The organism is Longimicrobium sp. (assembly GCA_036387335.1).
In the GTDB taxonomy this organism is placed as follows: Bacteria; Gemmatimonadota; Gemmatimonadetes; order Longimicrobiales; family Longimicrobiaceae; genus Longimicrobium.
In genome coordinates, this window is sequence record DASVTZ010000216.1 from 1 (window position 1) to 24,055 (window position 24,055).

Annotated in this window: 25 protein-coding genes; 10 read left to right on the forward strand and 15 right to left on the reverse strand. The window is 70.8% G+C overall.

Annotated features, from left to right (window positions below):
* Window positions 1–37: 37 nt before the first annotated feature.
* Window positions 38–1,366, forward strand: coding sequence for an MFS transporter (locus VF647_22045; protein HEX8454775.1), 1,329 nt, complete (start codon window positions 38–40; stop codon window positions 1,364–1,366).
* 212 nt (window positions 1,367–1,578) lie between these two features.
* Entirely contained in the window at window positions 1,579–3,180 is a 1,602-nt protein-coding gene (locus VF647_22050; GenBank protein ID HEX8454776.1) for a tetratricopeptide repeat protein, read from the forward strand.
* Window positions 3,181–3,190: 10 nt separating this feature from the next.
* Here VF647_22050 and VF647_22055 read toward each other — a convergent pair whose 3' ends face one another.
* The 6 genes from VF647_22055 to VF647_22080 form a co-directional block, all read right to left on the reverse strand.
* Entirely contained in the window at window positions 3,191–3,475 is a 285-nt protein-coding gene (locus tag VF647_22055) for a hypothetical protein (GenBank protein ID HEX8454777.1), read from the reverse strand.
* Entirely contained in the window at window positions 3,472–3,864 is a 393-nt protein-coding gene (locus VF647_22060; GenBank protein ID HEX8454778.1) for a BrnA antitoxin family protein, read from the reverse strand. Before VF647_22060 ends, VF647_22055 begins: the two co-directional genes overlap by 4 nt.
* A gap of 207 nt (window positions 3,865–4,071) precedes the next feature.
* Window positions 4,072–4,887 carry a hypothetical protein gene (locus VF647_22065; GenBank protein ID HEX8454779.1) on the reverse strand — a complete coding sequence of 272 codons (816 nt, stop codon included), beginning with the start codon at window positions 4,885–4,887 and terminating at the stop codon, window positions 4,072–4,074.
* 157 nt (window positions 4,888–5,044) lie between these two features.
* Window positions 5,045–5,587 carry an AAA family ATPase gene (locus tag VF647_22070; protein ID HEX8454780.1) on the reverse strand — a complete coding sequence of 181 codons (543 nt, stop codon included), beginning with the start codon at window positions 5,585–5,587 and terminating at the stop codon, window positions 5,045–5,047.
* Between the two features lie 9 nt (window positions 5,588–5,596).
* Window positions 5,597–5,992, reverse strand: a complete 396-nt coding sequence (locus tag VF647_22075; GenBank protein HEX8454781.1) for a nuclease A inhibitor family protein — start codon at window positions 5,990–5,992, stop codon at window positions 5,597–5,599.
* A complete protein-coding gene (locus VF647_22080) occupies window positions 5,989–6,843 on the reverse strand; it encodes a DNA/RNA non-specific endonuclease (protein HEX8454782.1) in 855 nt (284 codons plus the stop codon). The genes VF647_22075 and VF647_22080 overlap by 4 nt, the downstream gene beginning before the upstream one ends.
* A gap of 174 nt (window positions 6,844–7,017) precedes the next feature.
* Here VF647_22080 and VF647_22085 point away from each other — a divergent pair, with 174 nt between their 5' ends.
* The gene (locus tag VF647_22085; GenBank protein ID HEX8454783.1) at window positions 7,018–7,197 is read left to right on the forward strand and encodes a hypothetical protein; all 180 of its coding nucleotides are present in this window, start codon (window positions 7,018–7,020) and stop codon (window positions 7,195–7,197) included.
* Window positions 7,198–7,199: 2 nt separating this feature from the next.
* The gene (locus VF647_22090; GenBank protein ID HEX8454784.1) at window positions 7,200–7,733 is read left to right on the forward strand and encodes a YbjN domain-containing protein; all 534 of its coding nucleotides are present in this window, start codon (window positions 7,200–7,202) and stop codon (window positions 7,731–7,733) included.
* A gap of 67 nt (window positions 7,734–7,800) precedes the next feature.
* On the opposite strand, the gene VF647_22095 is transcribed toward VF647_22090, so the two are convergent.
* From VF647_22095 to VF647_22115, 5 genes are all read right to left on the reverse strand, one after another.
* The gene (locus tag VF647_22095) at window positions 7,801–10,650 is read right to left on the reverse strand and encodes a hypothetical protein (GenBank protein HEX8454785.1); all 2,850 of its coding nucleotides are present in this window, start codon (window positions 10,648–10,650) and stop codon (window positions 7,801–7,803) included.
* Window positions 10,651–10,840: 190 nt separating this feature from the next.
* Window positions 10,841–12,802, reverse strand: coding sequence for a hypothetical protein (locus VF647_22100; GenBank protein ID HEX8454786.1), 1,962 nt, complete (start codon window positions 12,800–12,802; stop codon window positions 10,841–10,843).
* 249 nt (window positions 12,803–13,051) lie between these two features.
* Window positions 13,052–13,549, reverse strand: a complete 498-nt coding sequence (locus tag VF647_22105) for a hypothetical protein (protein ID HEX8454787.1) — start codon at window positions 13,547–13,549, stop codon at window positions 13,052–13,054.
* Window positions 13,550–13,913: 364 nt separating this feature from the next.
* Window positions 13,914–14,495 carry a YdeI/OmpD-associated family protein gene (locus VF647_22110; protein ID HEX8454788.1) on the reverse strand — a complete coding sequence of 194 codons (582 nt, stop codon included), beginning with the start codon at window positions 14,493–14,495 and terminating at the stop codon, window positions 13,914–13,916.
* 18 nt (window positions 14,496–14,513) lie between these two features.
* Window positions 14,514–14,888, reverse strand: coding sequence for an MmcQ/YjbR family DNA-binding protein (locus tag VF647_22115; GenBank protein HEX8454789.1), 375 nt, complete (start codon window positions 14,886–14,888; stop codon window positions 14,514–14,516).
* A gap of 146 nt (window positions 14,889–15,034) precedes the next feature.
* Here VF647_22115 and VF647_22120 point away from each other — a divergent pair, with 146 nt between their 5' ends.
* The 4 genes from VF647_22120 to VF647_22135 all read left to right on the forward strand — a co-directional run bounded on the left by VF647_22120 (window position 15,035) and on the right by VF647_22135 (window position 19,073).
* Window positions 15,035–16,183, forward strand: coding sequence for a hypothetical protein (locus tag VF647_22120; GenBank protein ID HEX8454790.1), 1,149 nt, complete (start codon window positions 15,035–15,037; stop codon window positions 16,181–16,183).
* Window positions 16,184–16,361: 178 nt separating this feature from the next.
* Entirely contained in the window at window positions 16,362–18,053 is a 1,692-nt protein-coding gene (locus VF647_22125) for a hypothetical protein (GenBank protein HEX8454791.1), read from the forward strand.
* A gap of 183 nt (window positions 18,054–18,236) precedes the next feature.
* A complete protein-coding gene (locus tag VF647_22130; GenBank protein HEX8454792.1) occupies window positions 18,237–18,482 on the forward strand; it encodes a hypothetical protein in 246 nt (81 codons plus the stop codon).
* Window positions 18,483–18,485: 3 nt separating this feature from the next.
* On the forward strand, window positions 18,486–19,073 hold the full coding sequence (locus tag VF647_22135; GenBank protein HEX8454793.1) for a hypothetical protein: 588 nt from the start codon (window positions 18,486–18,488) through the stop codon (window positions 19,071–19,073).
* 160 nt (window positions 19,074–19,233) lie between these two features.
* On the opposite strand, the gene VF647_22140 is transcribed toward VF647_22135, so the two are convergent.
* A complete protein-coding gene (locus VF647_22140) occupies window positions 19,234–20,451 on the reverse strand; it encodes a hypothetical protein (protein ID HEX8454794.1) in 1,218 nt (405 codons plus the stop codon).
* 188 nt (window positions 20,452–20,639) lie between these two features.
* On the opposite strand from VF647_22140, the gene infA reads away from it, so the two are divergent.
* Both infA and VF647_22150 read left to right on the forward strand, forming a co-directional pair.
* Window positions 20,640–20,858, forward strand: a complete 219-nt coding sequence (gene infA, locus VF647_22145; GenBank protein HEX8454795.1) for a translation initiation factor IF-1 — start codon at window positions 20,640–20,642, stop codon at window positions 20,856–20,858.
* A gap of 77 nt (window positions 20,859–20,935) precedes the next feature.
* Window positions 20,936–21,322, forward strand: coding sequence for a hypothetical protein (locus tag VF647_22150; GenBank protein HEX8454796.1), 387 nt, complete (start codon window positions 20,936–20,938; stop codon window positions 21,320–21,322).
* Between the two features lie 237 nt (window positions 21,323–21,559).
* Here VF647_22150 and VF647_22155 read toward each other — a convergent pair whose 3' ends face one another.
* The 3 genes from VF647_22155 to VF647_22165 form a co-directional block, all read right to left on the reverse strand.
* Window positions 21,560–22,969 (reverse strand): acyl-CoA reductase, encoded by a 1,410-nt coding sequence (locus tag VF647_22155; GenBank protein HEX8454797.1) that lies wholly within the window; start codon window positions 22,967–22,969, stop codon window positions 21,560–21,562.
* Window positions 22,970–23,206: 237 nt separating this feature from the next.
* A complete protein-coding gene (locus VF647_22160) occupies window positions 23,207–23,446 on the reverse strand; it encodes a hypothetical protein (protein HEX8454798.1) in 240 nt (79 codons plus the stop codon).
* A 28-nt stretch (window positions 23,447–23,474) separates the two neighbouring features.
* On the reverse strand, window positions 23,475–24,055 hold a 581-nt coding region (locus VF647_22165), incomplete at its 5' end, for a hypothetical protein (GenBank protein ID HEX8454799.1).

The window sequence follows — 24,055 nt, forward strand, 5'->3', positions numbered from 1 at the left end:
CGCACTAACGCACTAACGCACTAACGCACTTCCCTCGATGCCGCTGACCCGCGCCGCACGCCTCGACCGCCTCCGCTTTACCGCCCTCCACCGCCGCCTTCTGGTGGTCGCCGGGGCCGGGTGGGCGATGGATGCCATGGACGTGGGGCTGATCTCGTTCATCATGGCCGCCCTCGCGCCGCAGTGGCACCTGGCGCCGGCGACCGTGGCGTGGATCGGGTCCGTGGGGTTCGTGGGGATGGCGCTGGGCGCGATGGTCGGAGGGAGCGCCGCGGACCGCTGGGGGCGCCGCACGGTGTTCGCCGGCACGCTCCTCGTCTACGGCCTGGCGACGGGCGCCGCGGCCGCGTCGTGGTCGGTGACGTCGCTGCTGGCGTTCCGCTTCCTGATCGGCTTCGGGCTGGGCGCGGAGCTCCCGGTGGCGTCGACGCTGATCAGCGAGTTCGCGCCGGCGCGCATCCGAGGGCGCGTGGTGGTGGGGCTGGAGGCGTTCTGGGCGCTCGGGTGGATCCTGGCCGCGCTGATCGGCACCTACGTCATCCCCCGCTCGCCGGCCGGGTGGCGCTGGGCGTTCGCGCTTGGCGCCGTTCCCGCGCTCTACTCGGCGGTGGTGCGCGGCGCCCTGCCGGAGTCGGTGCGCTTCCTGGAAAGCCGCGGGCGCGTGGACGAGGCGGAGGCCGCCGTGCGCCGCTTCGAAGCCGCGGCTGGCGTCGAGCCCCCCGCCGAGGCCGCGCCGCTCACGGCGCCCGTGGCCGAACGCGTCGGGCTGGGGACGCTCTGGCGCGGGGCTCTGGCGCGGAGGACGCTGGCGCTCTGGCTGGTGTGGTTCGGGATCAACTTCGCCTACTACGGCGCCTTCATCTGGCTCCCGTCGCTCCTCACCGCGCGCGGATTCTCGCTGGTGAAGTCGTTCCAGTTCACCCTCATCATCACGCTTGCGCAGCTTCCCGGCTACGCGGTGTCCGCGTACCTGATCGAGAAGTGGGGCCGCCGCCCAACCCTCGCCACCTTCCTGGCCGGCTCCGCGCTGGCGGCGCTCCTCTTCGGCCGCGCCGGCTCTCGCGAGGAGATCCTGGTGGCCGGGTGCCTCCTCTCCTTCTTCAACCTGGGTGCGTGGGGCGCGGTGTACGCCGCCACTCCCGAGGTGTACCCCACCGCCGTGCGCGCCACGGGCGCCGGGTGGGCCGCCGGCTTCGGGCGGATCGCCTCGATCCTGGCCCCGCTCGCCGTGCCGCCGCTGATGGCCGCGGGCGGGTCCGGCGCGGTGTTCGGAACGTTCGCGGGGTTCTTTGGCGTCGCCATCGTCGGCGCGCTCCTCCTCCCGGAATGGCGCGGCCGCGACCTCGACGACGCCGCACCCGCCTGATACCATTCGTGATCCAGAAGCCTCACGCGGAGGCGCGGAGACGCAGAGAGAACCGCAACTGCATGGCTCACACAGAGACACAGAGACACAGAGAGAACAGATCAAGGCTTCCTCTGTGGCTTGTAGTTCTCTCCGTGTTCTCTGTGTGAGGCTTTGCTGTAAACATCCGCGTCCGGCCCATGATGCTCTCTCTTCGACCCAGCTCCTCGCCGATGCCGCTGAACCCCTTCGCCCGTCTCTTCGTCGCCTTCACGATCGGGATGGCCGTCGCCGCGCATCCCGCCGATGCCCAACAGGCGGAAGGCGGCGCGATGCCGGTCTACGCGGGGGTGCTCGGCAGCTTCACGTGGCCCGTGTCGACGCGGGTGCCGGAGGCGCAGGCGTACTTCGACCAGGGCGTGCGGCTGATGTACTCGTTCGCGCCGGAGGATGCGCGCCGCTCGTTCGCGGAGGCGCGGCGCCGCGACCCGGAGTGCGCGATGTGCTGGTGGGGCGAGGCGTGGTCGCTGGGGCCATATCTGAACAGTCCCATGGACGACGCCGACGCACCCGCCGCGCACGCCGCCGCCACGCGCGCGCGTGCGCTCGCCCGGGTACGCGCCACGCCCGTGGAGCGCGCGCTCGCGGAAGCCATGGCCGTCCGCTACCTCCCCGCGCACGCCCCGGCGGGGCGAAAGAGCCTGGACACCGCCTTCGTGAACGCGATGGCCGGGGTGTACCGGAGCGCTCCGCAGAACGACGAAGTGGCGACGCTCTACGCCGACGCGCTGATGCTCCTGGAGCCTCGCCGCGGAGTCTGGCCGCTCACCAAGCCCTCCGTCGCGCGCATCGTCGGCGTGCTGGAGGAGGTGCTCGCGCGCGACGTTGCTCACCCGGGCGCCTGCCACCTCTACATCCACGCCACCGAAACCACGCCCAAGGTCCGCGAAGCGCAGCGGTGCGCGGACCTGCTGGGGAGCGCCATCCCCGGCGCGAGCCACATCCTGCACATGCCGTCGCACACCTACAACCGCGTGGGGCGCTGGGGCGACGCGACGCGGGTCAACGTGCAGGCGTGGCACTCGGACCAGCGGGCGGCGGTCGGCGAGGGGATCTCCATCTATCCCTCGCACAACCTGCACATGCTCCTATTCTCCGCGTCCATGGACGGCCAGGGCGCGCTCGCCATCCAGGCGGCTAGGGACTACACGAAGCTGGTGCCCGCCGACGGCGCGGGGCTGCACTCGCTCGTCCTCCTGCGCTTCGGGCGCTTCGACGAGATCCTGGAGTTGACCCGCGCTCCCGTGCACCCGATTCACCAGGGGCTGTGGGCGTTCGCGCGCGGGCACGCCCATCTCCGCCTTGCGCGGCCGGACAGCGCGCGCGCCTACCTGGCGCTCGTGGACTCGCTGGCGCGCCACGCGCCGGCCACGAGCATGTTCCGCGTCCACCAGCCCGCGCGCCTCCTGAGCGTGGTGGGCGCCCTCCTGCGCGGCGAGATCCTGCGCGTGGAGGGCCGCACCGGCGATGCGGTCGCCGCCTTCCAGGAAGCCGCCCGCCTGGAGGACGCCCTCATGTACGACGAGCCCGAGCCGCTCCCCTTCGCCGTGCGCGACTGGCTGGGAACGCTCCTCCTGGAGCAGGGCCGGCCCGCCGACGCCGAGCGCGTCTTTCGCGAGGCTCTGGAGCGCCGTCCGCACAACGGCTGGAGCCTCGTCGGCCTGGAGCAGGCCCTCCGCGCCCAGCACCGCACCGCCGACGCGGACCAGGCGCTCGCCGCTTTCCAGCAGGCGTGGGCCCGCTCCGACACCTGGCTACCGCACCCACGTTTCTAGCGGCGTCCAGTCAGGGCTTCAGCATCCAGTAGAGCAGGCTACCACCTGCGATGCACCCCAGCCACACCGCGGCCTTCCGCCGGTGCCATCGCCTCCAGCGGGTGAGCCATGGCTCGGCACCGGGCGCGTAGTACCGCGCATTCCAGCGCTCTGGCTTCGGCGGCGGCTCGCGCATGCGGTACTCCCCAACCTTGAGGTCGAGGTATACCCCGTAGGCAGCGTAGCCGATGAAGATCGCTAAGGCGGCATACGGTACCGCCGATGCGAGCAGGGCACGCAACGCGAACGTGCTCACCGCTGTTGACGCGACTCCCGGTTGGATTGTTGACGAAGATGGTCTTCGAGCACGTCGTTGATCCGAGATACCCAATCCCCACCGAATGCTTGGAACCCCTCGACGACATCCGGGCGCAGGGCGCATGTTGTCCCCTGCGCATACGCGACGATCAGGTCGTTTATCCGCGTCTGGTAACGCGGACCTTCGGCCTTGATTGTCTCGAGGGCCAGCTCGTCTATGCGGACCGAGATCGGAACTTTGATTCTGCCCGACGCGGATACCGCCACCGCACGCTTCAGATCTTCTTCCGTGATCGGGGGGAATTCCACGGCCGCGTCCGCTATGGCGTCGATCTCAGCATCCGTCCACATGCGCTCGATCTTCTCGGCCTCGTAGCTGTTGGTCATCGATCCTCCTCTCCTCTCGTGTCATGATGCGCACACGGAGGATAGGTGCATCTCGCAAGGTCAGCAAGACACATTTTGGAGCGCGGAATTGCCGCCTGTGGGGGCACTGAAGCGCATGCAGCTGCGCCATTTAGAGCGATACGGCAGTGGAGGCGCACCGGCCGGGCCACCGGGCGGACGGAGCGTACGAGAACCGCGCTCCGATTGCTACCTGCCGACGATGCGGGCGGCGCGGTCCGCGGCGGAATCGAGGACGGCGTATGGGACCAATCGCCCGCTCGCGACGTCGTAGATGAAGCTGCGCTGCCGCATCTCCTCCTCCTTCACCTCCTTCCCCCTGGGCGGCTCCAGCGCCATCACGAGCAGCCCGCGGCGGTCCGGCGTCGGCTCGTGTGAGACCAGCCGAAACGGGTCGGGCAGGACGCGGCGCAGGCCGGTTCCGTCCAGCGCGCTCACGAAGAGCCCGGCCTGGTCCGCGGCGCTGAGCTTGCCGTCACCGTTCGTGTCGCGGTCGGCGATCTCATACGAGATCCAGGTCTGGAGAGAATCGGCCTGGCTGCCGCCACCCGGACTGAGGTACGCGTCCGGTCGCTCCCGGGACGGGTACTGCAAGTTACGAATGAGTGCAGGATGGTCGAGCAGGACGCGGCCCTGCGGCGCGCCCGGAGTGAGGAAGATGACGTTCACGACGGGGCCGTGATATGCACCGCGGCTGGTCGTCGAATATGCCTCGTCAGCGTAGTTTTCCGCGAGCGGCTGGTCGGCCTCGCCGTGATGTACAGTCACAAGCTGCGTGGGAGTTCCCCGTACGACTGTGGGTGCGCCGTAGCGGATGGCGCGCGGCGCGGAGCGAGCGTCCGGCGTACCCGCGGCGACCCGCACAGCCGGTTCCGAGCGCGGCCGGAAGGTCTCGCCGAGAAAGGTGAACAGCAACATCCCAATGGAGAGCAGGCCGAGCGCGAGGACGATGAAGCCGTTGACGAGCCACACCCGCTTGAGCAGGCGATCGGATCCGGGTTCCATGTGCCGTGGATGCAGTGGAGAGGAAACAGTGAGTGCCATCCGTCGCATGCACTATTCGATACCGTCGTCCCGCTCCACAAGGGCGGAGGGATCGTGCCCGCGCAGCCACTCCACCATGCGGTCGAAGAGCTCCGCCGGCCGTTCCTCGCGCACTGCCTCACGGGCGGCGGCGGATACGAGCCGCACCATCTCGGCCACGGAGAGCGCATCGGCGAAGTGCACACGGGCGGGGGCGAACGACTGCATGGCCGCGAAGTAGCGGCGCTGCGGCTCGATGAAGCGCAGGTGCGCGTCGAAGCCGTGCCTCCGCCGCGTCGCGTCCCCCTCCTTGCGCGCGAAGGACGCCCGCGGGTGCGCCGAGGATGACGTACTGATCCGGGAAGTTGATGTCGCCGCGCAGGATGCGGGGACGGTGGAAGGCGGCGAGCTCGTCCAGCGGCTGCCACCCGTCGAAACCGTACGACCAGTTGTACCAGAGCGGCTGGAAGGGATCGCCGTCGAGGATGGCGAGACCGGGGGCGCGCGCCGCCATCGTCCAGCGCTCCACCTGCCGCTCCAGGTACCAGTCGGGCGCCTCGGCGGCCGGCCGGGAAAATAGCTCGTTCACCTCGGGAACGACGCACGCCCCGGCCGCGGCGAGGGCCGAGGCGGCGGTCGTCTTCCCCACCGCGCTCGGCCCTTCCAGACAGACGATCGGCATGGCCGCGGGTCAGGTCTCCCAGGCCGTGGTCGCGAGCCCCGCGAGGGTGCCGCCGGGCGTGCGGCCCACGACGTAGCAGCGGATCTCGACCTCGCCCACGCGGAAGACGCTCACCTCCGCGAGCGAGTCCCGCAGCGCATCGCGGAGCGCCTGGTACCGCGCGCGGAGCGCCTGTGCCGCGGGGTCGGCGGGGTCGCTCTCCTCGATGTGGCCGGCGAAGAAGCGGTCGAGCGGCACCTCTTCCACGCGCGTGCCGGGCTCGGCGCCTGCCAGGGCGCGGAACCCCTCGGGCGTCAGCGCCTGCGCGGCGCCGAGCTCCACCCATTCGAACGGCGCGTCGCCCTCGCTGGTGTAGACCAGCCCGTCGGCGGCGCGCAACAGGCGGGCGCGGGTCGCGTCCGTCACCGCGCTTCCCAGTACGTCTCGACCGCGTCGGTGAGCAGCGGGAGGAAGTTGTATCCCGTGCGGCTCTCGATGGCATCCACCGTGGTGCGGTACGTCTCCCACGAATTCGCCGCGATGCCGGTGGTGTTGGGCATGTCGACGGCGATCACCTGGATGCTCCCCGTGGTGGTGGCCTGCGCCAGTCCCTGACCGTACGGCATCAGCAGCGCGATCTTGTAGTTGCGGGTAGGGATGGACACCTTCCCCGCCCCCAGCAGCGTGCCGCTGTACGAGTAGCCGCCCGCCATGATGTAGATCTCCTTGTCATACGTCTGCGCCTGCGTCTGCAGGTATTGCTCGAATTTGTACCACGGCCCCCCGTTCAGGTCCTGGTACTGCGGCAGGATGTTGGTCATCAGGAAGGTCTGCTTGTTCTGATCGGTGGACCACGTCCGCTCCTCGCTGCGCACCATGTGGCCGCGGCTGTAGCCGGAGTTGGTGTAGTCCGAGGTGGTCACGCGGTAGCACCCGCTGGGGAGCGTCGCGTCCGAGTAGAAGCTCGTGGCGCGCGGCGCATCGCCGTAGTGCGTCTTGTTGAGGTTCCACGACACCCAGTTGGGCCCGCCGCGCGTGCAGTTGTAGGAGAGGTAATGCGTGTTCTTGGAGAGCCGCACGTCGCTGGAAGGGGACCCGATCGGCGCGCCGAACTCGATGTGGCTCCTGTAGATGGCGTTCGGGTAGGTGTAGAAGCGGGGTTCCTGCGGAGTCGGGGAGGTCGCGGTGGGTGCGTCGGCGGAGCAGGCGGCCAGCAGCGCGGCGGCTACGGCGCCGAGTACCACGCGTGCGCGCGCGGCGATGCGGGGAAACGGCATGCGCGTTCCATCCTTTGACGAGGGATTTTGACCTTCCGGGAGGGACTCTTTCGAACCTGCAATGTAGATGCCCGCGTTTGAACACGGACGGTATGGCTGTTCGCCGGCCCGGCACCGCCCTTGCGCGGCTCGCCGGGGGGTCGGTTGAAGCTCCTCGGGAAAACGGGATCTGCGATGCGCAAGCGAATGGTGGGGATCGTGCTGGCCGCGGCGGCGCTGGCGGCGTGCGGCGGCGATGCGGGGCAGTCCGGGGCGAAGGGCGATGCGGCGGTGGTGGACAGCGGGATGGCGCCCACGCCCGCGCTGGATTCCGTCGGCGGCACCACCAACTCCGATCCGGGCCGGAGCGACTGACCATGAGCCCCGGCGACGACCCCGGCTTCGAATCCGACGAGACGGAGGTGGACCGCCTCCTCCGGGAGATCCATTCCGGGGTCGAGGTGCCGGTGCTCCTCCCCATCGTGCGCGGCGCGCTGGACGCCATGGAGTGGAGCTACACCGAGTCCGAGAGCGACGGGCTGGTGTGTGAGATGGCGGGCGAGCACACCGTCTACAGCTTCCTCTTCCGCGTGGACGAGAAGCTGGAGATCGTGTGCTGCTACGCGCGTGTGGGCTTCCGCGTGCCCCCCGACAAGCGCCTGCAGGTGTGCGAGGTGCTCACCCGTGCCAACTACGGCCTGCGTGTGGGCAACTTCGAGATGGACATGGAGGACGGCGAGATCCGCTACAAGGCCAGCGTGGACATGGAGGGCGGCGTCCTGGGCGAGACGATGGTGCAGAACCTGGTGCGCGCCAGCGTCGCCGGCTTCGACCGCTACTATCCCGCCGTGATGCGCGTAGTCTACGCCGGCACCACCCCCGCCGAAGCCGTCGCCGACGCCGAGCGCTGAGGTGCGGCCGTGGCCGGTTGGCGCGCAGAACGCGCACCAACCCCAGTGTCCCCGCCAGACGCGCCGTTCAGGCGGTCGCGATCAGCCGGTCGATCTGCTCGGAAACGTCCGGTGCGCTCATGTCCCAGTAATGGGTGTGCGCGCCTGCGCCAATGCACCCCTCGGACACCTCCACGCTCCCGTGCCGCGTGGTAGAGGTGAAGAGAGGCTCTTTGAATCGGCCGCCACCGCTGCCGTGCCGGGTGCGGTGGTACCACTCCGACAGCCAGAGCGACCGGCCCACGTAGTCGCCACTTCGGTACACGTTCACCCAGCGGCGCACGCCCAGCCAGCGCGCGTCGGGGGTGCTCGACCTGTGAGCCGCATTTGGCAGATCCGCATCGAACGTCTGGAGCGGGGTGGTGCCGTTGTCCGGCCTGTCGCGCACCCACTGGTAGCGGTGCGGGAAGAAGCGTGACAGGAGCTGCCGCACGGGATTGCCCATGGTGACGAGGGTGATGGGGACCTCGCCCCCGCCGTCCCTGGGGCCGAAGCCGAGCGGCGCGAGCGCCGGGTCTCCCCCGTTCGCCCTCTCGCGCTGGAGGAAGCGCAGCAGGTCGCATGAGATCAGCGCACCCAGGCTGTGTGCCACGATCACCACACCGTCGTAGCGCGTGTCGGCCTTCGCCCCGGCGACGTGGCGGAGCAGCGACACGTACCGCTGGCAGATGCGCGCCCGCGGCGTGGACTCGGGCGGCGTAGTGCGCAGGTAGTTGTCGACGTCCAGCATCACGTCCAGCGCGGACCCGCCGAACTTCACCAGGATACCCAGGATGAACACGGCGGATGCCGCGATCATCGTCCCCGCCAGGCCCGCGGCCGCGTAGGTCTTCAGTTCCAGGTAGGCGTTGAGCGCCACCACGGAGCCCCAGCCGCGCGTTTTCGACACGTGCACGAGGGCGAGAAACGCCGGCAGGATCAGCATCGCGGCGTAGAACAGGTGCGTCACCAGGCGGGTGGAGTCCAGCCCGCGCGAGAGCCAGCGCCCCATGCGGCGCGATTCCGGGTTGGTGCACTCCGATGCCGCGTTCCCCTCCGCCGCCACCGATGGGAGCGCCATCCACAGGAGGAGGAACATGGCGGCGAGAATGGGCAGCAAGGCGAACGGCGCGGCCGGCGTGATGCTCTGGGCGATCAGCCCCTGGAAGTACTCGGGTACGGTGAAGCTCGCGGCATCGTGCTCCGCCATCCGCATCGCCGCCGAGTCCGCCCGGGCATCCCTGGGCGGGCCGGTCGTATCCTTCGCCGCGTCCTGGATCGCGGACAGGTCCTGCCTCGCGAGCGAATTGTCCATCGCCCGCAGAGAGGATACATCCGGGAGGAGGACCGCAAGCGCCGGGTAGGGACCGGACTCCTCCACCCTGACGTGGGAGAAGATGTCGAACCGGTTGACCGTGTAGGAAAAGATCCCGGCCCAGGCGAGGAGGGTGAAGCCGTAGAGCGCGCCCGTCGAGAGCCCGATGGCGAGCCGGCCCGTGCGCAGCGCGGCGCGGCAGCGGCTCCATCGCGGATCGTCTCTGAAAGGGAGCTTGCGGTCGCGGCGCCGCCACGCGTCCCAGCGCGCCACGAACCAGAGGATGACGAGCGCGATGGCACAGAGCCACAGCAGGACCAGGCAGGCGGCGAGCACGGCGAAGATGAGCTGCATCGTCCGCAGCGTCGCCGTCTCCAGCCGGGGGACCACGTCCAACACGCTCCGCAGCTTCACCATCCAGTACGCGAATACCGACAACGACAGGACGTATGCGGCCATGGTGGTGGCGAGCGCACCTGTGCGCAGCCGCTGGTAGCTGGAGCCCACCCAGTACGCGATTCCGCCCCCCACTACCCACCAGGCGATCGTGATCGCGGTGCCCTCCCCGATGTGGGCCCACCCGGGCACCCGTCTGGCGGCGAGGCCCGCGCCCACCCCTCCCGCCGCCGTGGCGGCGGCGAACACAAAGGGCAGCACGCTCCAAGTGAAGGGCCGGGCGGGCACCCTGGGCCGCATCCACAGGTACGCCAGCATCACGCCCGCCGCGCCCAGCACGGCGCACAGCGCGACGTCCGGGCCGCGGGTGTACCCCGCGATGGCGCCGGCGGGGATCACGCCGAAGCCCACGATCAGGAGGACGAGGTTCAGGAGCGGGATCGGCAGCGTCAGGAGGAGCACGGCGAGCCACTGCACGAAACGGATCGCCTTCCACGGCCCCGACGGGTAGTCCAACTTCGTGTCGTCCACCGCCTGCCTGCCCAGCGTGGCCACGTGCAGCAGGAGCTGGTACGCGGTGCTGAAGAACCCGAGGGCTCCCTGGCCCGGGCGCGAAAGGTCGGCCCAGTACACCTCGTAAACGTCCACCTCGCGCTCGTCCGTGCCCTCGCGTCCGTCCACGGCCGCCCGCGCGTCGCTGTCCACCGGCACGCCGGGCCCGCCGCGGCGGAGGCCGCGCAGCACCGTCGTGACGTACGAGCGCGCGCCGCCGCCGGGCTCGTGGTCGCGCAGCAGCATGTGCATGAACTGGTAGCCGAGCTCGCCCGCCGCGTCGGTGGGCTCGCCAGGCGCGAACCCGGCGCGCTTTTCGTCGGCGCCGCGCGGGGTCTCGTGGAGCGCGTCCCTGGTCTTCTCGATGTAGTCGCGTCCGGAGCGGAGCTGCCACCGCCCATGGCGCCGCGATTCCTTCCCGCGGTGCGGGGCGGGAGCCCCCAGCGCCGTCTTCGTATTATTGCCCACGCGCGGGGGGATGGCGGGAAACTGCGGGAGGTGCACCTCGACGGTCTCGAAGGGCGTGTACCTCCCGTGCCTGGTCCCCGGGCGCTCGCCGTGCTGCACCAGCAGCGAAGCGATGGCGGCGTTGGACTCGTTCGGCTGCTGGTCGGCGACGCCGTGGACGGCGATCACCGCGATTCTCTTTCTCGCGGGGGTGCCCATGAAGTAGATGAGTGGTTGGGGGGCTCGAGCGGAGACACGGAGAAGGTCCCCTTCCCCGCACTCTTCTTTGAGCGCCTCGGCCATGGATTTTCTCACCCGGACGAAAACGGCCCCGGTACCTGGAGGTTCCGGGGCCGCCATCGATTCACGCGCCGAAAGCTCAGACCGGATCGATCATCCTCACCGGGATGGTGGAGCTGCCCGTGCCGCCATTCCCAAGCTGGCCATTGACCCCGTAGCCCCAGCAGTATGCGGCGCCGTTGGACGTCACGCCGCAGGCGAACCCGTAACCGGCGGTGAGCTGCGTGAAGGTGAGGCCGCCCGCCACCGGCGCCGGCTCCGCGACCATCCCTGCCGCAGAGGTACCGTTCCCCACCTGGCCCCAGTAATTGGATCCCCAGCAGTAGGCCCGCCCCGCGGTGGTGAGGCCGCACGCGTGGTCGTCCCCCACCGTGATCGAGCGGAAGGTCAGCCCCCCGGCTACGGCAGCGGGCGGCGCCGGAGAGATGACGCCCCCCGGCGCGCGAAGGGCTCCCCAGCAGTACGCCGTTCCCCCGGCATCCAGCCCACAGCTGCTGTTGCCCCCGGCGCTGACGGACGCAAAGGTGTGCCCTTCTCCCACCGCCACCGGAGTGGCGCTTGGGGCGTACGAGCTGTTCCCCAGCTGCGCCGCCGAGTTGCTCCCCCAGCAGAACGCGGCCCCCGCCGTGTTGAGGCCGCAGGCGTGCGCCATCCCGGCGGAGACGTCGTTCCAGCGATGGCCGCCCGCCACGGCCACCGGCACGGCTGACTGGACCGTGGTCCCGTTGCCGAGCTGCCCCGCCGACCCCTCCCCCCAGCAGTATGCGTCACTATCCACGGTCGTGCCACACGCGAACGGGGTGCCGCCCAGGGAGAGCCGCGCGAAGCGGTGGCCGCCCGCGACCGGCGCCGGCTGGCTCCCCCAGCAGAACGCAGCTCCGTCACCGCCGATCCCGCAGTTGAGCTGCTTGCCCGAGAAGACCCGCGCGAACGAAGGCGCGCCGGCCACCGCCTCCGGCACCGGGCGAACTCCGCGGGAGTCGTACGATCCCCAGCAGTACGTGCGGCCCGCGGTCGTGAGCCCGCACGCGGCCTGATTACCCGCCGACAGCGACGCCCACGCACCCGCCGGGCCGGGCGGAAGGGTGCGGACCGCATCCACCACGTACGAGTTCCTGAATCCCGCGGAGTTGTAGCCGTTGACCTTCACCTGGTTCGTCCCCAGGCGGAGGGGCGCCGTGAATTCGAAGGTGGCCGTCGGTCCGCCGGCTCCGGGGAGCTCCTGTTCGGGGCCGTCGTTCACCTGCCAGGTGAGGCGGGCGACCTTCTGCCCGTGGTCGGCGCTCCCGGCGATGCGCAGCTCGCTCTCCGGGCCCATCGGCACACTGCCGAACTGCGGTGAGGTGACGTTCACCCGGGGCAGCTCGTTCCACCTGAACCGGATCGTCCTGACCGTGCGGTTGCCGGCCATGTCGTACGTGTACACCTCCAGGACGTTCTCGCCGGGGAGGAGGTTGGACAGCCGCGAGGTGTAGCACACGAAGTTGCACGCGGACGGCCCATAGCCGAGCCGTACCAGGGGCCCGCCGTTGAGGCTGTAGGCGACCGCGTAGGAGTTCTTGGTTCCGTAGAGGCTGACCCCGTAGGTGGAGGTGTAGCTGTACGTCTGCCCGTCGACCGGCGAGCTGACGTCCGCCGGCGGCGGGCCCTCGGTGACGATCGTCATCACGAGCGCGCTGCTCCCGCGGTTGCCGGCCGCGTCGTAGGCGTGCACCACCACCGTATTGTCCCCGTTCAGGGGCAGCGTCACCTCTGCCAGGAAGTTCGCCGATGTGCTCGGCTGGATGCTGAGCGACTGCTCCGCCCCGCCGTTCACCTGCACCGTGGCGCGGGTGACCTGCTGGTCGTCGCTCAGCGTTCCGCCCACGGTGCCGCGGTTGGTTTTGTAATAGCGCCAGTTGGGACCGAACTGCACCCCCGGCTCCGGCATCACGACGGTGGGCGCCGTGGTGTCGGTGACGTCGGGCCCCGAGGGGCCTCCATCTTTGCAGCCGGCCAGGAGTGCCACCGCGAGCACGGCGAAGCTGATACGGCGGATCATGCGTTACGGGAGCTGCGGGTGATTCACTGCGGAGAGGGGGGCGGATGAAGAACGCGCAACGTCGCGCGCGTGTGACGACCGGCAAAACATTCGTAGTCCCCGGAAATATCGCGTCGCGAGCGGTTGCGGCGCTACCCTGCGCCCCGCATCGCAACCGCACCGAATCCCGTAGGGGCAGCCCCGCGTGGCTGCCCGTGCCCCTCGCTGCACCGCAATCCGCTTACAGGACCGCGATCCGTCCATCGCAGCTCAGAAATCCGCCGTCGCGAACGAATACGCCAGGAACCCAAAGAACCCCACCCCCGCCAGCGCACCGGTAATCCCTCCCGTCTTCGCCGCCCTGACGCGCCGTCTTGTCAGGCGCTGTGCATACGCCGCGCGGTAAGCCTCATGATACTCGGGTGGCTCCTCCGCGACGCGCCACCGGATGGAGTCCGGGAGCGTCCTCACCGGCTGCCCCGCCTGATCGAACGTCGCGAACACGAGCACCCCACCTGCGGCCGCGACCGTAGCCGTTTCCCGGTTCGGAAACAGCGCGACGATGGGCGCCATGAGGCCGAGGGCCGCCCCACCCAGGAAGCTGGAGCCGAAGTAGCCGCCCACGAACGGGTCCCGCGCGTCCCGGTCCGCATCGGCGCGTGCGGCCTGGAGCAGCGAGTCCCCGGGCGTCGCGGGGGAAGTCTGGCCGCGCCCTGGTGCGCAGAAAATCGTGCAGGCGACGAGCGCCAGCGTCAGCGAGCGGAGCATTCTGTATTCTCGAGTTGGAATTGTTGACGACACTACCGATCGTGGATGAGCGAAGTGACCCGCGCCCACGGCTACCCTCGAGGCACGCGCAGTAGATCCTTCGCTCGCGCCGAGCGATGGCGCACGGGCGAGGTCAGAGAGGCGCTCGCTCAGGATGACAGAATTTTTGGGACACGGCGGCACCCAGTCCGCTTCAGCGGACTTCGCGTAGTTCCAGCCGGGGGCTTCAGCCCCCGGCGACGCCCGCGGTGCTGTTCACCCTCCGGCGACGCCCGTGGCGCTGTTCACCCTCCGGCGGTGCCCGCGGCGCTGTTCACCCCCCGGCGACGCCCGCGGCGCCCCCCCGGTGTGGGTGCCCCGGTGCCTAATGGATTTTCTCCCCCCGCTCCAGCATGGCGACGAGAGTGGCGATGCGGGCGGCACGGGCCTCGGGCTTTGAGGTCTGGATGCGGAAGAGGATGGCGTAGCGGTTGGCGCCGTCCAGCGACGCAAAGAAGTCGCGCGCGGCGGGGGAGCGGTCCAGCTCCGCCTGGAAGTCGTCGGGGACGGTGGCGTTGCGCTGCGAATCGTAGGCGGCATCCCAGCGTCCGTCCGCCTTCGCGCGCTCCACGGCGTCGATCCCCGCCTCTTTCATCCGCCCCGCCGCGGTGAGCGCCTCGATCTTGTCGCGGTTGATCTTGGACCAGAGGCTCTTGGGGCCGCGCGGACCGAACTTCTGGAGCCACGACACCTCGTCGAAGCCCTTCTTCTGGCTGTCGATCCACCCGTAGCAGAGCGCCACGTCCAGCGCCTCGGCGTACGACAGGGAGCGGAGCGCCGCGCCCTTTTTGGCGAGCCGCATCCACACCCCCGGCGATTCGCGGTGGTGCCGGTCCAGCCATTCGGCGAAGGCGTCGGAATCCTCGAAGAGGAGGATGGGAAGCTCCTGCGCGGGCTTCTTGGCCATAATCGGTTGGCGAGCGGGTTAACCGGAGACGAGCGCCTGGAGCTTCTTGGGAGCGACGATGCAGTACGACTGCACGGCCAGCGAGCGCAGCTCCTCGTCGTCCACGGCGTCCACGTGGACGCCGATCCATCCCTTCACCCCCACGTACGGCGGCACGAAGAACTTCTCCGGCTCGGACCGCACCATGATCTCCTGCACGCCCAGCGGCGCGCCCAGCCAGAGCCCGTCGCGCCCGCCGCCGTGGTGATTGCCGGCGGCGGCGAACATGGCGAAGATGCGCTTGCGGACGCGAAAGGTGGGCGCCCCCCACGCCTCCTGCTCGAACGCCTCGGGAAGCGACAGGCACACGCGGCGCACGCGATCCAGCGAGTCATCGGCGGGCGGGGCGGACATGGCGGTACCGGGTGCGAGGGTGGGCGCGACCCCGCAAGTATAGGGTGCGCCGCCGCCGCCAGACAGACCCACCCCCTGGCATCCGGGCGCCATTGTTCGCATCCTTCCGGGCAGGAAAGCACGCGACCGACCCGAACGGAACGAGAATGCCGGAGCAGACGAAGAGGAAGCCTGGGTACCCCGCGGCGCGCATCGTGGCGCCCACGGTGGTGGAGCAGCTCGCGGCGCACCTGGCGCACGCGGAAGCCGTCGGCGTCACCGACTTCGCGCCGCAGCCGGACGCGCGCACGGTGGAGGCGGTGATCAACGCATCCTTCTGGGCCAGCCTGCGCCGCGAGGAGGGGCACTCGCCCAAGATCTCGCTCGCCTTCATCCCGCCGGAAGCGGCGGGGCACGCGATGGTCTTCGAGCGCCCGCTCCCGCTGAACCCGCGCGACCTGGCCCGGCTCGCCCCGGCCGTGGAGGGCCCCGGCACCCACCTGGGCGTCTGGCCGGTTGGCGACGTGCTGCGGGTGTGGGGGACGACGCGCCGCGTGCCCACCATCTGCTTCGTCCTTGAAGTGGTGGACCCGGGGCTCCTTGTGGTGAAGTACCGCCGCGGCGACGAGTACGACAAGTACGGCACCGTCGCCGTGCTGGAGGGGGAGCGCATCAAGGTGGTGGACGAGGCGGGGGCCTCCCTCCCGGACTGCCCAACGCTCCTCTCCTCGCTGCTCGGCTTCGAGGCGCCGGCGCCGGCCGCGGGGCCCACCAACGTTCTGTCGCAGCTCGCCGTCTCCATGCGGGCGCACGGGCGGGGCGGCTCGCTCCTGGTGGTCCCCGGCGACGGCGACGGGTGGCACGCATCGGCCGCGCGCCCCATCCCCTACACCGTCACCCCGTTCGCCGACCTTACCGAGGTGCTCGCCGCGCCGGCCGAGGAGCGCAGCCACCCGATCTGGCGCGAAGCCTTCCGCCGCTCGGTGGACGCGGTGGCGCGGCTCACCGCGGTGGACGGCGCCACGGTCATCAACGAGCGCTACGAGCTCCTCGCCTTCGGGGTCAAGATCGTGCGGCGCGGGAGCACGCGGGTGGAGCGGGTGTCGGTCACCGAGCCGGTGGTGGGGAACACCTCCACGGTCGTGGAGCCGTCGCGGCTGGGGGGAACCCGTCACCTTTCGGCCGCCCAATTCGTTCATGATCAGCACGACGCGCTCGCGCTGGTGGCGTCGCAGGACGGGCGGTTCACCGTCTTCGCCTGGTCGCCGTGCGAAGACATGGTACACGCGCACCGGGTGGACACGCTCCTGATGTGACGCCGCGCAACTCCGCGGGGTCGGGAGGGTATCACTCCGGCCCGTGCCCGCTTGCCTTACGGGGCGCGGCGCGCTAGATGCAGAAAACGGAGCCCGCCGTCGGCTCCAACCGAACCCTGGCTTTGCAGCGCCGCGGCACCTCCGCCGTCCGGCGACGAACCCCGCGAGGACCCTCGTGATGAAACGCCTCTACCCCGTTCTCTTCCTCGCGCTGGGCCTCGCCGCCTGCGAGCGAAACCCCACCGGCGGCAGGGAAAACCTGTCGGTGGGCCAGACGCTCACCATCAACGTCAACGCGGACTCCGTCTGCAGCGCGCCCGTCAACCGGCAGGTGCGGGTGGTGGCGCTTTCGGAGCACAGCGCGGTGCTCGCGGACGTCAGCAACCCGCCCAACGGCTTCAGCGACGCGGAGTACCAGCAGTTCGCGGACGAGTTCGAGCGGGTCTCGTGGCCGGTGGACACCGAGACCTTCGGCATGCCCAGCGACGTGGACCGCAACGGGCGCATCCTGATGCTGTTCACCAGCGCGGTGAACCAGCTCACGCCGCGCAACGCGGACTACATCGTGGGCGGCTTCTTCTACGGGCGCGACCTCTTTCCCAAGCGGGGGAACGAGGACGCGGACGGGTGCGAGGCGAGCAACGTGCGCGAGATGTTCTACCTGCTGGCGCCGGACCCCACGGGGAGCGTCAACGGGAACGCGCGCTCCAAGAACTACGTGCAGACCACCACCTTCGCCACGCTGTCGCACGAGTTCCAGCACCTGATCAACGCCTCGCGCCGCCTGTACGTCAACGACGCGGACGACTTCGAGGAGACCTGGCTGGACGAGGGGCTGGCGCACATCGCGGAGGAGCTCTCCTTCTACGCGTCGGCGTCGGGGCTGGGGCCGCGGCAGAACATCGCCATCACCAACGCCTTCTTCTCCGACCCCACGCGGCTGAGCGCGCTCAATCGCTACCAGGTCCCCAACTTCGGGCGAGTGAACGAGTACTACAAGGCGCCGAGCGAGAACTCGCCGATCCAGCCCGACGACGACCTGGCCACCCGCGGCTCCGCCTGGCAGTTCCTGCGCTACGCGGCGGACCAGAGGGGCGGCGGCGAGCGCGACCTCTGGTTCAACCTGGTCAACGCCAAGACGCGCGGGATCGTGAACCTGACGGCGCAGCTGGGCACCGACCCGCTCCCTCTCTTCCAGAACTGGGGCGTCGCCATCTACACGGACGACGCGGTCCCCGCCGTCCCCGCGCAGTACACGCACCCGAGCTGGAACTTCCGCCAGGCGCTGAGCAACGACGCGTTTGGGGGCTTCCGCCTCAAGGTGGACACGCTGCAGAACGGCGTGCCGCGGCGCGTGGACCTGGCGGCCACCGGCAACGCGTACCTGCGCCTGGGCGTGCTCCCCGCGATCCGTGCCGAGGTGCGCACCTCCGGCGGCGGGGCCACCGGTTCCGGCACCTGCACGGTGGTGCCGCTGGCCCCGGTCGGGCAGGTGTACCAGGCCAGCGGCGCCGCGGCCTCGGCGCTCTGCCTGGACGGCGGCACCACGGGCGCGGAGTACGTCGTGATCCCCTTCTACGCCTCCACCGGGGGCGGCGAAGTGGCCGCCGTCACGGTGACGGCCACGGGGATCGTGCGGCCGGTCGGCGGGCCCAACCCGGTGCTCTCGCCCAACGGACCCACCCTGTCGCGCGCCGTCGCCGAGGCCGCGAGCCAGGGCGCGTCGGGCGGCGACGGCGGCTTCGAGATGCGCCTGCGCCAGCGCGAGCGGCGGGAGCTGGGCCACCGCTTCGGCGGCGGGCCGGCGTTCAACACGCTCCCCAACGCCGCCGCGCCCGAGGTGCGGCTCTCCATCGTCCGCACGCGGTAGCACGCGGCTGTTGGACACGAGATGCGGGGAGGGCGCCGGCTGCCCTCCCCGCGTCTTTGCGCACGAACCCGTAGCGCAATGCGACGGAAGTCGTTATCCTTGTTTCCTGCAAGGGTTTGCGGCGGCCTGTCCGTTTCCTTGCCGGTCTGGGCGCGCGCTCCCCTCCACCTTCTCCGCATCCCGATGGACCTGCTGACGGGGCTTCTCGCCCTACTCCTTGAGTACCAGGAAGACGAAGAGTGCGACTGCAGCCGTGCCGGCACCTGCCGGTACTGCCTGACCCGGGTCGCGCTGGCCGAAGCGGCGCGCACCTATCCGCGCGAGTTCCGCAACGCGGAGGGCACCTGGTGGCGCGAGCTGGAAGCGCGCTTTCCGCCGCGGCGCAAGCGTGCCGCGACTCCGCCGCTATCCGCCCTGGCGGGAGAGTAAGCGATGCGCTCCAGATTCCTTGCGGCGTTCTGCGCCGTGCTCCTTGCCGCGTGCGGCGACGGCACCGGCACCGAGCCGCTCGACCCGGTGGGGACTGTGCGCTTCGACTACCGCGGTGCCATCACCGGAAGCTACGAGGCCAGCGGCGAGCTCCCCATCGAGAACGGCGCGCTCACGCAGCCGGCGACCGGCGCAAGCGCCATCCGCGGTGACAGCGTCCTCGCCGTGGTCGCCTTCCGGCAGAGCGGCGGCACAAAGGGCGACGGCTTCTCGCTCCTCCTGGGCGCGCTGACGAAGACCGGCTCCTACAGCATCGACGCGCTCGGCTGCCAGACGGCGCCGGGGAGCTGCCGGGTCGGCGTGTTCGCGCGCGACCTGGACGTGGCCAAGCTCACCACTTCGCCGGACACGGCGGGGCTCACGTCCAACGCCTACGTCCTGGCGCTCGGCACGGTCAACGTGACGCGCCTTACCGACGTGCGCGTGCGCGGCACCTTCAGCGGCGTCGCCGTGCGCGCGAGCGACCCGAACCCGCTGAACCCCGTCACCATCACCAACGGCGAGTTCGACGTCCCGATTCCGCCGCAGTAGCCGAAAGCGGGGCTCACGCGGAGGCGCGGAGACACGGAGTGAACTTCTCCGCGTCTCCCCTTTTGCTTTATACCAATCCGACAGTTCTGTACAGCCCGAAGGATCATGAGACCATTCCCCCAATCCACGCGATTCCAGAGAATCGGTATTTAGGGCCCGGTCAGGTCAGGAAGAGGATCTGGCGCGCGCGTTCGGGCTCGGCGGCGTAGAGGGCGAGCACGTCGGGTGTCTCGATGGGCTCGGTCAGCGTGCGGCACCAGGCCAGGAGATCCGCCAGGTACGCGTCATCTGCCGGTGCGAAGCGCTCATCGGTGGCGGCGCGGTGGCGCAGGCGGCCCAGCGCGGCGCCCGAAAGCCCCGCGAGCGGCGTGGCGCGTGTGACGAAGTAGAGGCCGTCGAGGAAGTGCCCGTCCTCGGGATGGAAGCGGTGGAAGGAGCTCGGGTCGAAGACGAATCGCGCGCCATCCTGCTCGTGCTCCGCGCGGTCGAAGTGGCCGGTGGGGAAGTGCCTCGTGACGTGTTGCGCCGGATCGTACGCGGCGCGCTGGCCGGACAGCCACGCCAGGTCGGCCTGCCGCCGCGTGAACCCGTGCGCCACGTCGTTCGGGTTGCGCTTCGCCTCGACGACCGCGAGCACCTCGACGGGCGTGTCTCCTGAACCGCATACGACGACCTGGTCAAGCTCCGTGCGCGCGGTGCCCAGCGTGACGCCGGTGAGCACCGTTAGCGGCCCATCGCCGAGCTCCGGGAGAATATGTTCGCGGACGGCCCGGAGCGCCGCCGCCTCGAATCCGCCACCCGCGCGCCCGGAGCGGCGTCCCTGCGCGCGCATCATCTCATCCAGCCGCGCCTCCTCCGCGCCGACGCCGCTCTCCTCGCGCAGGCGCTCCAGTTCCGCATCCAGCCGCACGAGCAGCACGCGCTCGGGGCTCGCCGCGATCCGCACGTCGCGTTCGGCCTCCAGCGCGGCGCGGCGTGCGCGAAAGGCGTCCAGCTTCTCCCGCAGCGACGCCCGCCGGTCCTCGTCCGCATCCTCCAGCGCACCCGTCAGCCCTTCCACCGCGCTGGCGACGCCCCTCAGCTCCTCCTCCACCTGTCGCAGCCGCTCACCCTCGGGCGAGTCCGCGTCCGCCCTGGCCACGCGCCGCCGATCGCGCTCCAGCACACGCAGGCGCGGGGATGCGCGGCGCAGGTCGCGGATCCGCTCGCGCTGCGCGAAGACGGGGTCGAGCCGCCAGCCGGGAAGCTGCCGAAGAAGCCACTCGCGGAACTCGTCAAGAGCCACGCGCCGCAGGTCCGTCGTGCGCTCACGCAGCATCGCGGCGAGCACGTCCGCGCCCCGCGCCACCGTCCCGTCAGACGAGTCGAAATGCAGCATTCTGCTCGCGTTCGAGGTGCGGGGACGTTGTGCCGGTCCCTTGAAGACGCTATCTTTGGAGGCCGGGATCACACCCGCGCACGAGGCCGGCGCGATCGGCCCGCACACAGCTCGCGGCGCGCGTCACCGCTTGACGCATGCCGCGGGCTTTTTCGTGCATTGGATTTTCTTCAGCGAAAAGGCTACAATTGGCTAAGGAAGAGGGAATTGAGGTAGAAGGGCTGGTGAGCGAGGTGCTCCCGGACCGCAAGTACCGCGTGAAGCTCGAGAACGGGCACATCGTGCTCTGCTATGCGGCCGGCAAGATGGGGAAGTTTAAGATCCGCGTGCTGGAAGGGGACCGAGTGACCCTCAGCATGTCGCCGTACGACCTGACGCGAGGCCGGATCACGTTCCGGCACAAGTAAGCGGCTCCCGGAACAGGCCCCCGGGAACGCACCGGGGGCGCCCCGGCCGTCCGCTGTCCCGTTCCGTGCAAGGTGAGATGAGCAGCTGGTTTTCGATGGGGGCCGGCGCCGTGCCGCGCCCCGAAGGCGCGCCGGAGACCAACGGCCGGCGTCCCAACGCCGACCTGCGGATCGACCGCGCCGCCTACCCGGGATGGAGCACCGGCGCCGAGCGCATCCCCAAGGTGGGCGACGAGGTGTGCTGCTCGGCGGGCCTCGGCGAGATCGCGGCGGTGCTGGGAAAGACGGGCGACGGAAGCCGCCTCCTGCACATCCGCCTGGACAACCCGGACGCGCCGCCGTTCTACGCCGCCGCCTCCAACGTCCTGATCTCCCCGGACCCGCCGCGCCCCAAACCCGTCATCCCCGTCGCCCCCGCCGCCAAGGACGAGGACGAAGAGGACGAGGAGGAGTGGCTGGGGTAGGTGCCGTAGGCCCCACCCCCAGCGTCGCTCCGCGACGCATCCCCCTCCCCCCAAACTGCCGGGGGGAGGGGGTGTTTGCATTCGCGCCGTGCTTCGATGGCCGCCTTACGCACGGGTAGGGGCGGCCCCGCGTGGCCGCCCGTGCCCGGCCTCGCACCGCCGCCCGCCCACGCGCACAGAAACCCGTAGGGGCAGACCTGCGTGTCTGCCCTCCCTACGCGTGCGCCGACCCCCGGATCACCCCGCCGTCTCCAGATCGCACCACCGCACCAGCTCCCGCAGCGGCGGGCGCCCGTCGTGGTGCCACGTCTGCGGCGGCCAGGCCATCCTCCCCAGCGTCGTAACCCGCGCCACACCGACCGGCGCGAGCGCCGCCGCCAGCCCGCGCGCCGCCTCCGGCGATGCGGCGACACCCACCGTCTGCAGGTAGGGCCCGAAGCGCTCCACCAGCGCCGGCACGTCATCCAGCGATGCGACGGGCTTCACGCGGACCACGCGGTTGAGGCACGATGCGGTGAAGGCGGAGTCCGGCTCGTGGATCACCGTCCACGCCGTGCCCTCGCGCGATGCGTGGAGCTCGGTGCCGCCGCCGCCCACCTCCGCGAACTCGGCCACCGCGCGAAGCTGGCGGATGGACGACGATTCGCGCGGCGCCAGCGTGCCGCGCGGAAGCTCGCGCTCCACCGCCTCCATCTCGCGCGCCAGCAGCGCCGCCCACTCGCGCGGGGAGACCGCGCCCCCCTCCTCCACGTAGAAGAGGTGCGGCGACACGCACCCCTGCTGGTCGAAAGTGGAGGCATCTAGGGCGGCGCCGCGCGCGGCATCGGCCGCTGTGTCGCGGGTGAGCGCGTCGCGGCCCACCACGCCGAACGAGATCTTGGGCCCGTATCCCAGGAAGCGCGTCCCGGCCGGGGTGCGCTCCCGCACGGCGGACACCGCATCGGCGCCGCCGTACACGATCACGGCGTCGGCGGTTTCCAGGGCGGTGCGCTCCATCTCGTCGTCGCCGCCGGGCCAGTAGGTGACGGCCAGGCACGCGCCCAGCCCCGCATCCACCTCCGCCACGCCGCGCGCGAAGAGGGTGGCCAGGAGCGGCTCGCCGACCGCCGTCTTCCCCAGCGCCGCGGACTTGAGCAGGAGGCAGCGCACCAGCGCCGTCACCGCCACCCCGGGTACGTTGCCGCTGAACACGTTCGCCACCAAGCGCGGCCCGATCGCCATCCGCTCCCCGCCGCCGCGCTGCGCGGGAAAGAAGCCGTCCAGCACGCGCGGATCGCCGAACTCGGAGCGCAGCAGCTCGCGAATGGGAGCCGCGCGCCAGTCCGCCGCCATGCGGTCCAGCACCAGGCGGATCATGGCGGGCGAGTAGTTGGTCATGGCGGGGAGGGCGCGCTCGGCGGTGCGCCGCAGCGGGTCCGCCGGGTCCAGCAGCCGCGCGGCCACCCGGTCCACCACCTCCACGATTTCGGCCACGGGCCTGCGCGCCAGGTGCTCCTCGCGCGCGGCGGCCAGCGCCCGCACCTGCTCGCGCAGCAGCGCCGCCGTCAGCCGCGGAATGCGGACCTCGAAAGCATCCGCCCCCTTGCCGTACGACCAGGTGGTAGTCGGCGGGTGGGGGATGCCGGGGAGGTGGAATGCGTCGATCACTGACTGCGGGGAATGGGGAATGGGGAATCGGGAATGGGGAATAGGTAGGGCCGCGATTCATCGCGCCCGTGCCCGCCGCCGCACCGCCGCCAACCCTCGGACGCACCGATGCCGCCGTAGGGGCAGACCTGCGTGTCTGCCCACCGCCCGCCACACCCCGACCCGCGCCGACGAAACCAACCCTCGTAGGCGCGGCCCCGCGTGGCCGCCCGTGCCCGACGCGGCGCCGCAACCCGCTTACACGAACCGCCCCACCAGCGATGCGATCCACAGCACCACCCCCACCGCCACCAGCCCGCGGATCAACCGCGCCGGCGGCCTCGTGGCGCCGGGCCATGCAGACAGGGCAAGGAGCCCCGCCACCATCGCAAAGATCACGTCCACCGCGGCGTACAGCGGATGCCCGGCCTGGAGCTGCTTCACGGCCAGGAACAGCAGGAACGCGGCGATGCCGCCGCGCACGATCACCCCAAGCATGCACACCCCCCGCGCGAGGAAAGTTGGCTCACAGGAAGTCCCAGAACGAAGGATTGGCTTCCACGATCAGCTCCCAGCGGCCATCCGGCCCCAGGCCGCGCGCCACGTCCACGCGCAGGATGTCGTAAAAGAGCCCCACACCGGTGCCCACTGAAAAACGCGGGCTCCCCGTCGTCGCCGCGCCCCAGTCCTGGAGCGGCACGCGGCCGGCGGAGCCCACTCCCGTCCACCCCGCGTTCGCGAACCCGCGCCCGCGCAGCCACGGCCCCGCCACGTCCGCCGAGCCCATCACCCGCGCCAGCGCGAAGCGATCACCCCCGAACGCGCGGAAGGGGAAGCCGGGAATCGTGCCGCGCCCGCCCACCAGAAAGAGCGCCTGCCGCGGCAGCTCGCCCAGCGCGATCCCGGCGGAGGTGCCCGCCTCCAGCTCGGCGCGCGCCGGGGTCCAGCGGCGCACCCATCCCAGGTCGAATCGCGGGCGGATGAAGGTGGCGCTCTCCGCCGGGTCGCTCTCCCCCAGCTCGTTGAGCAGCGTGCCGCCATCGAAGCCGGCCGAAGCCGACCACCCGCGCGCCACCCCGCTCGGCGCCGCGCGGGCGAAGAAGAGCG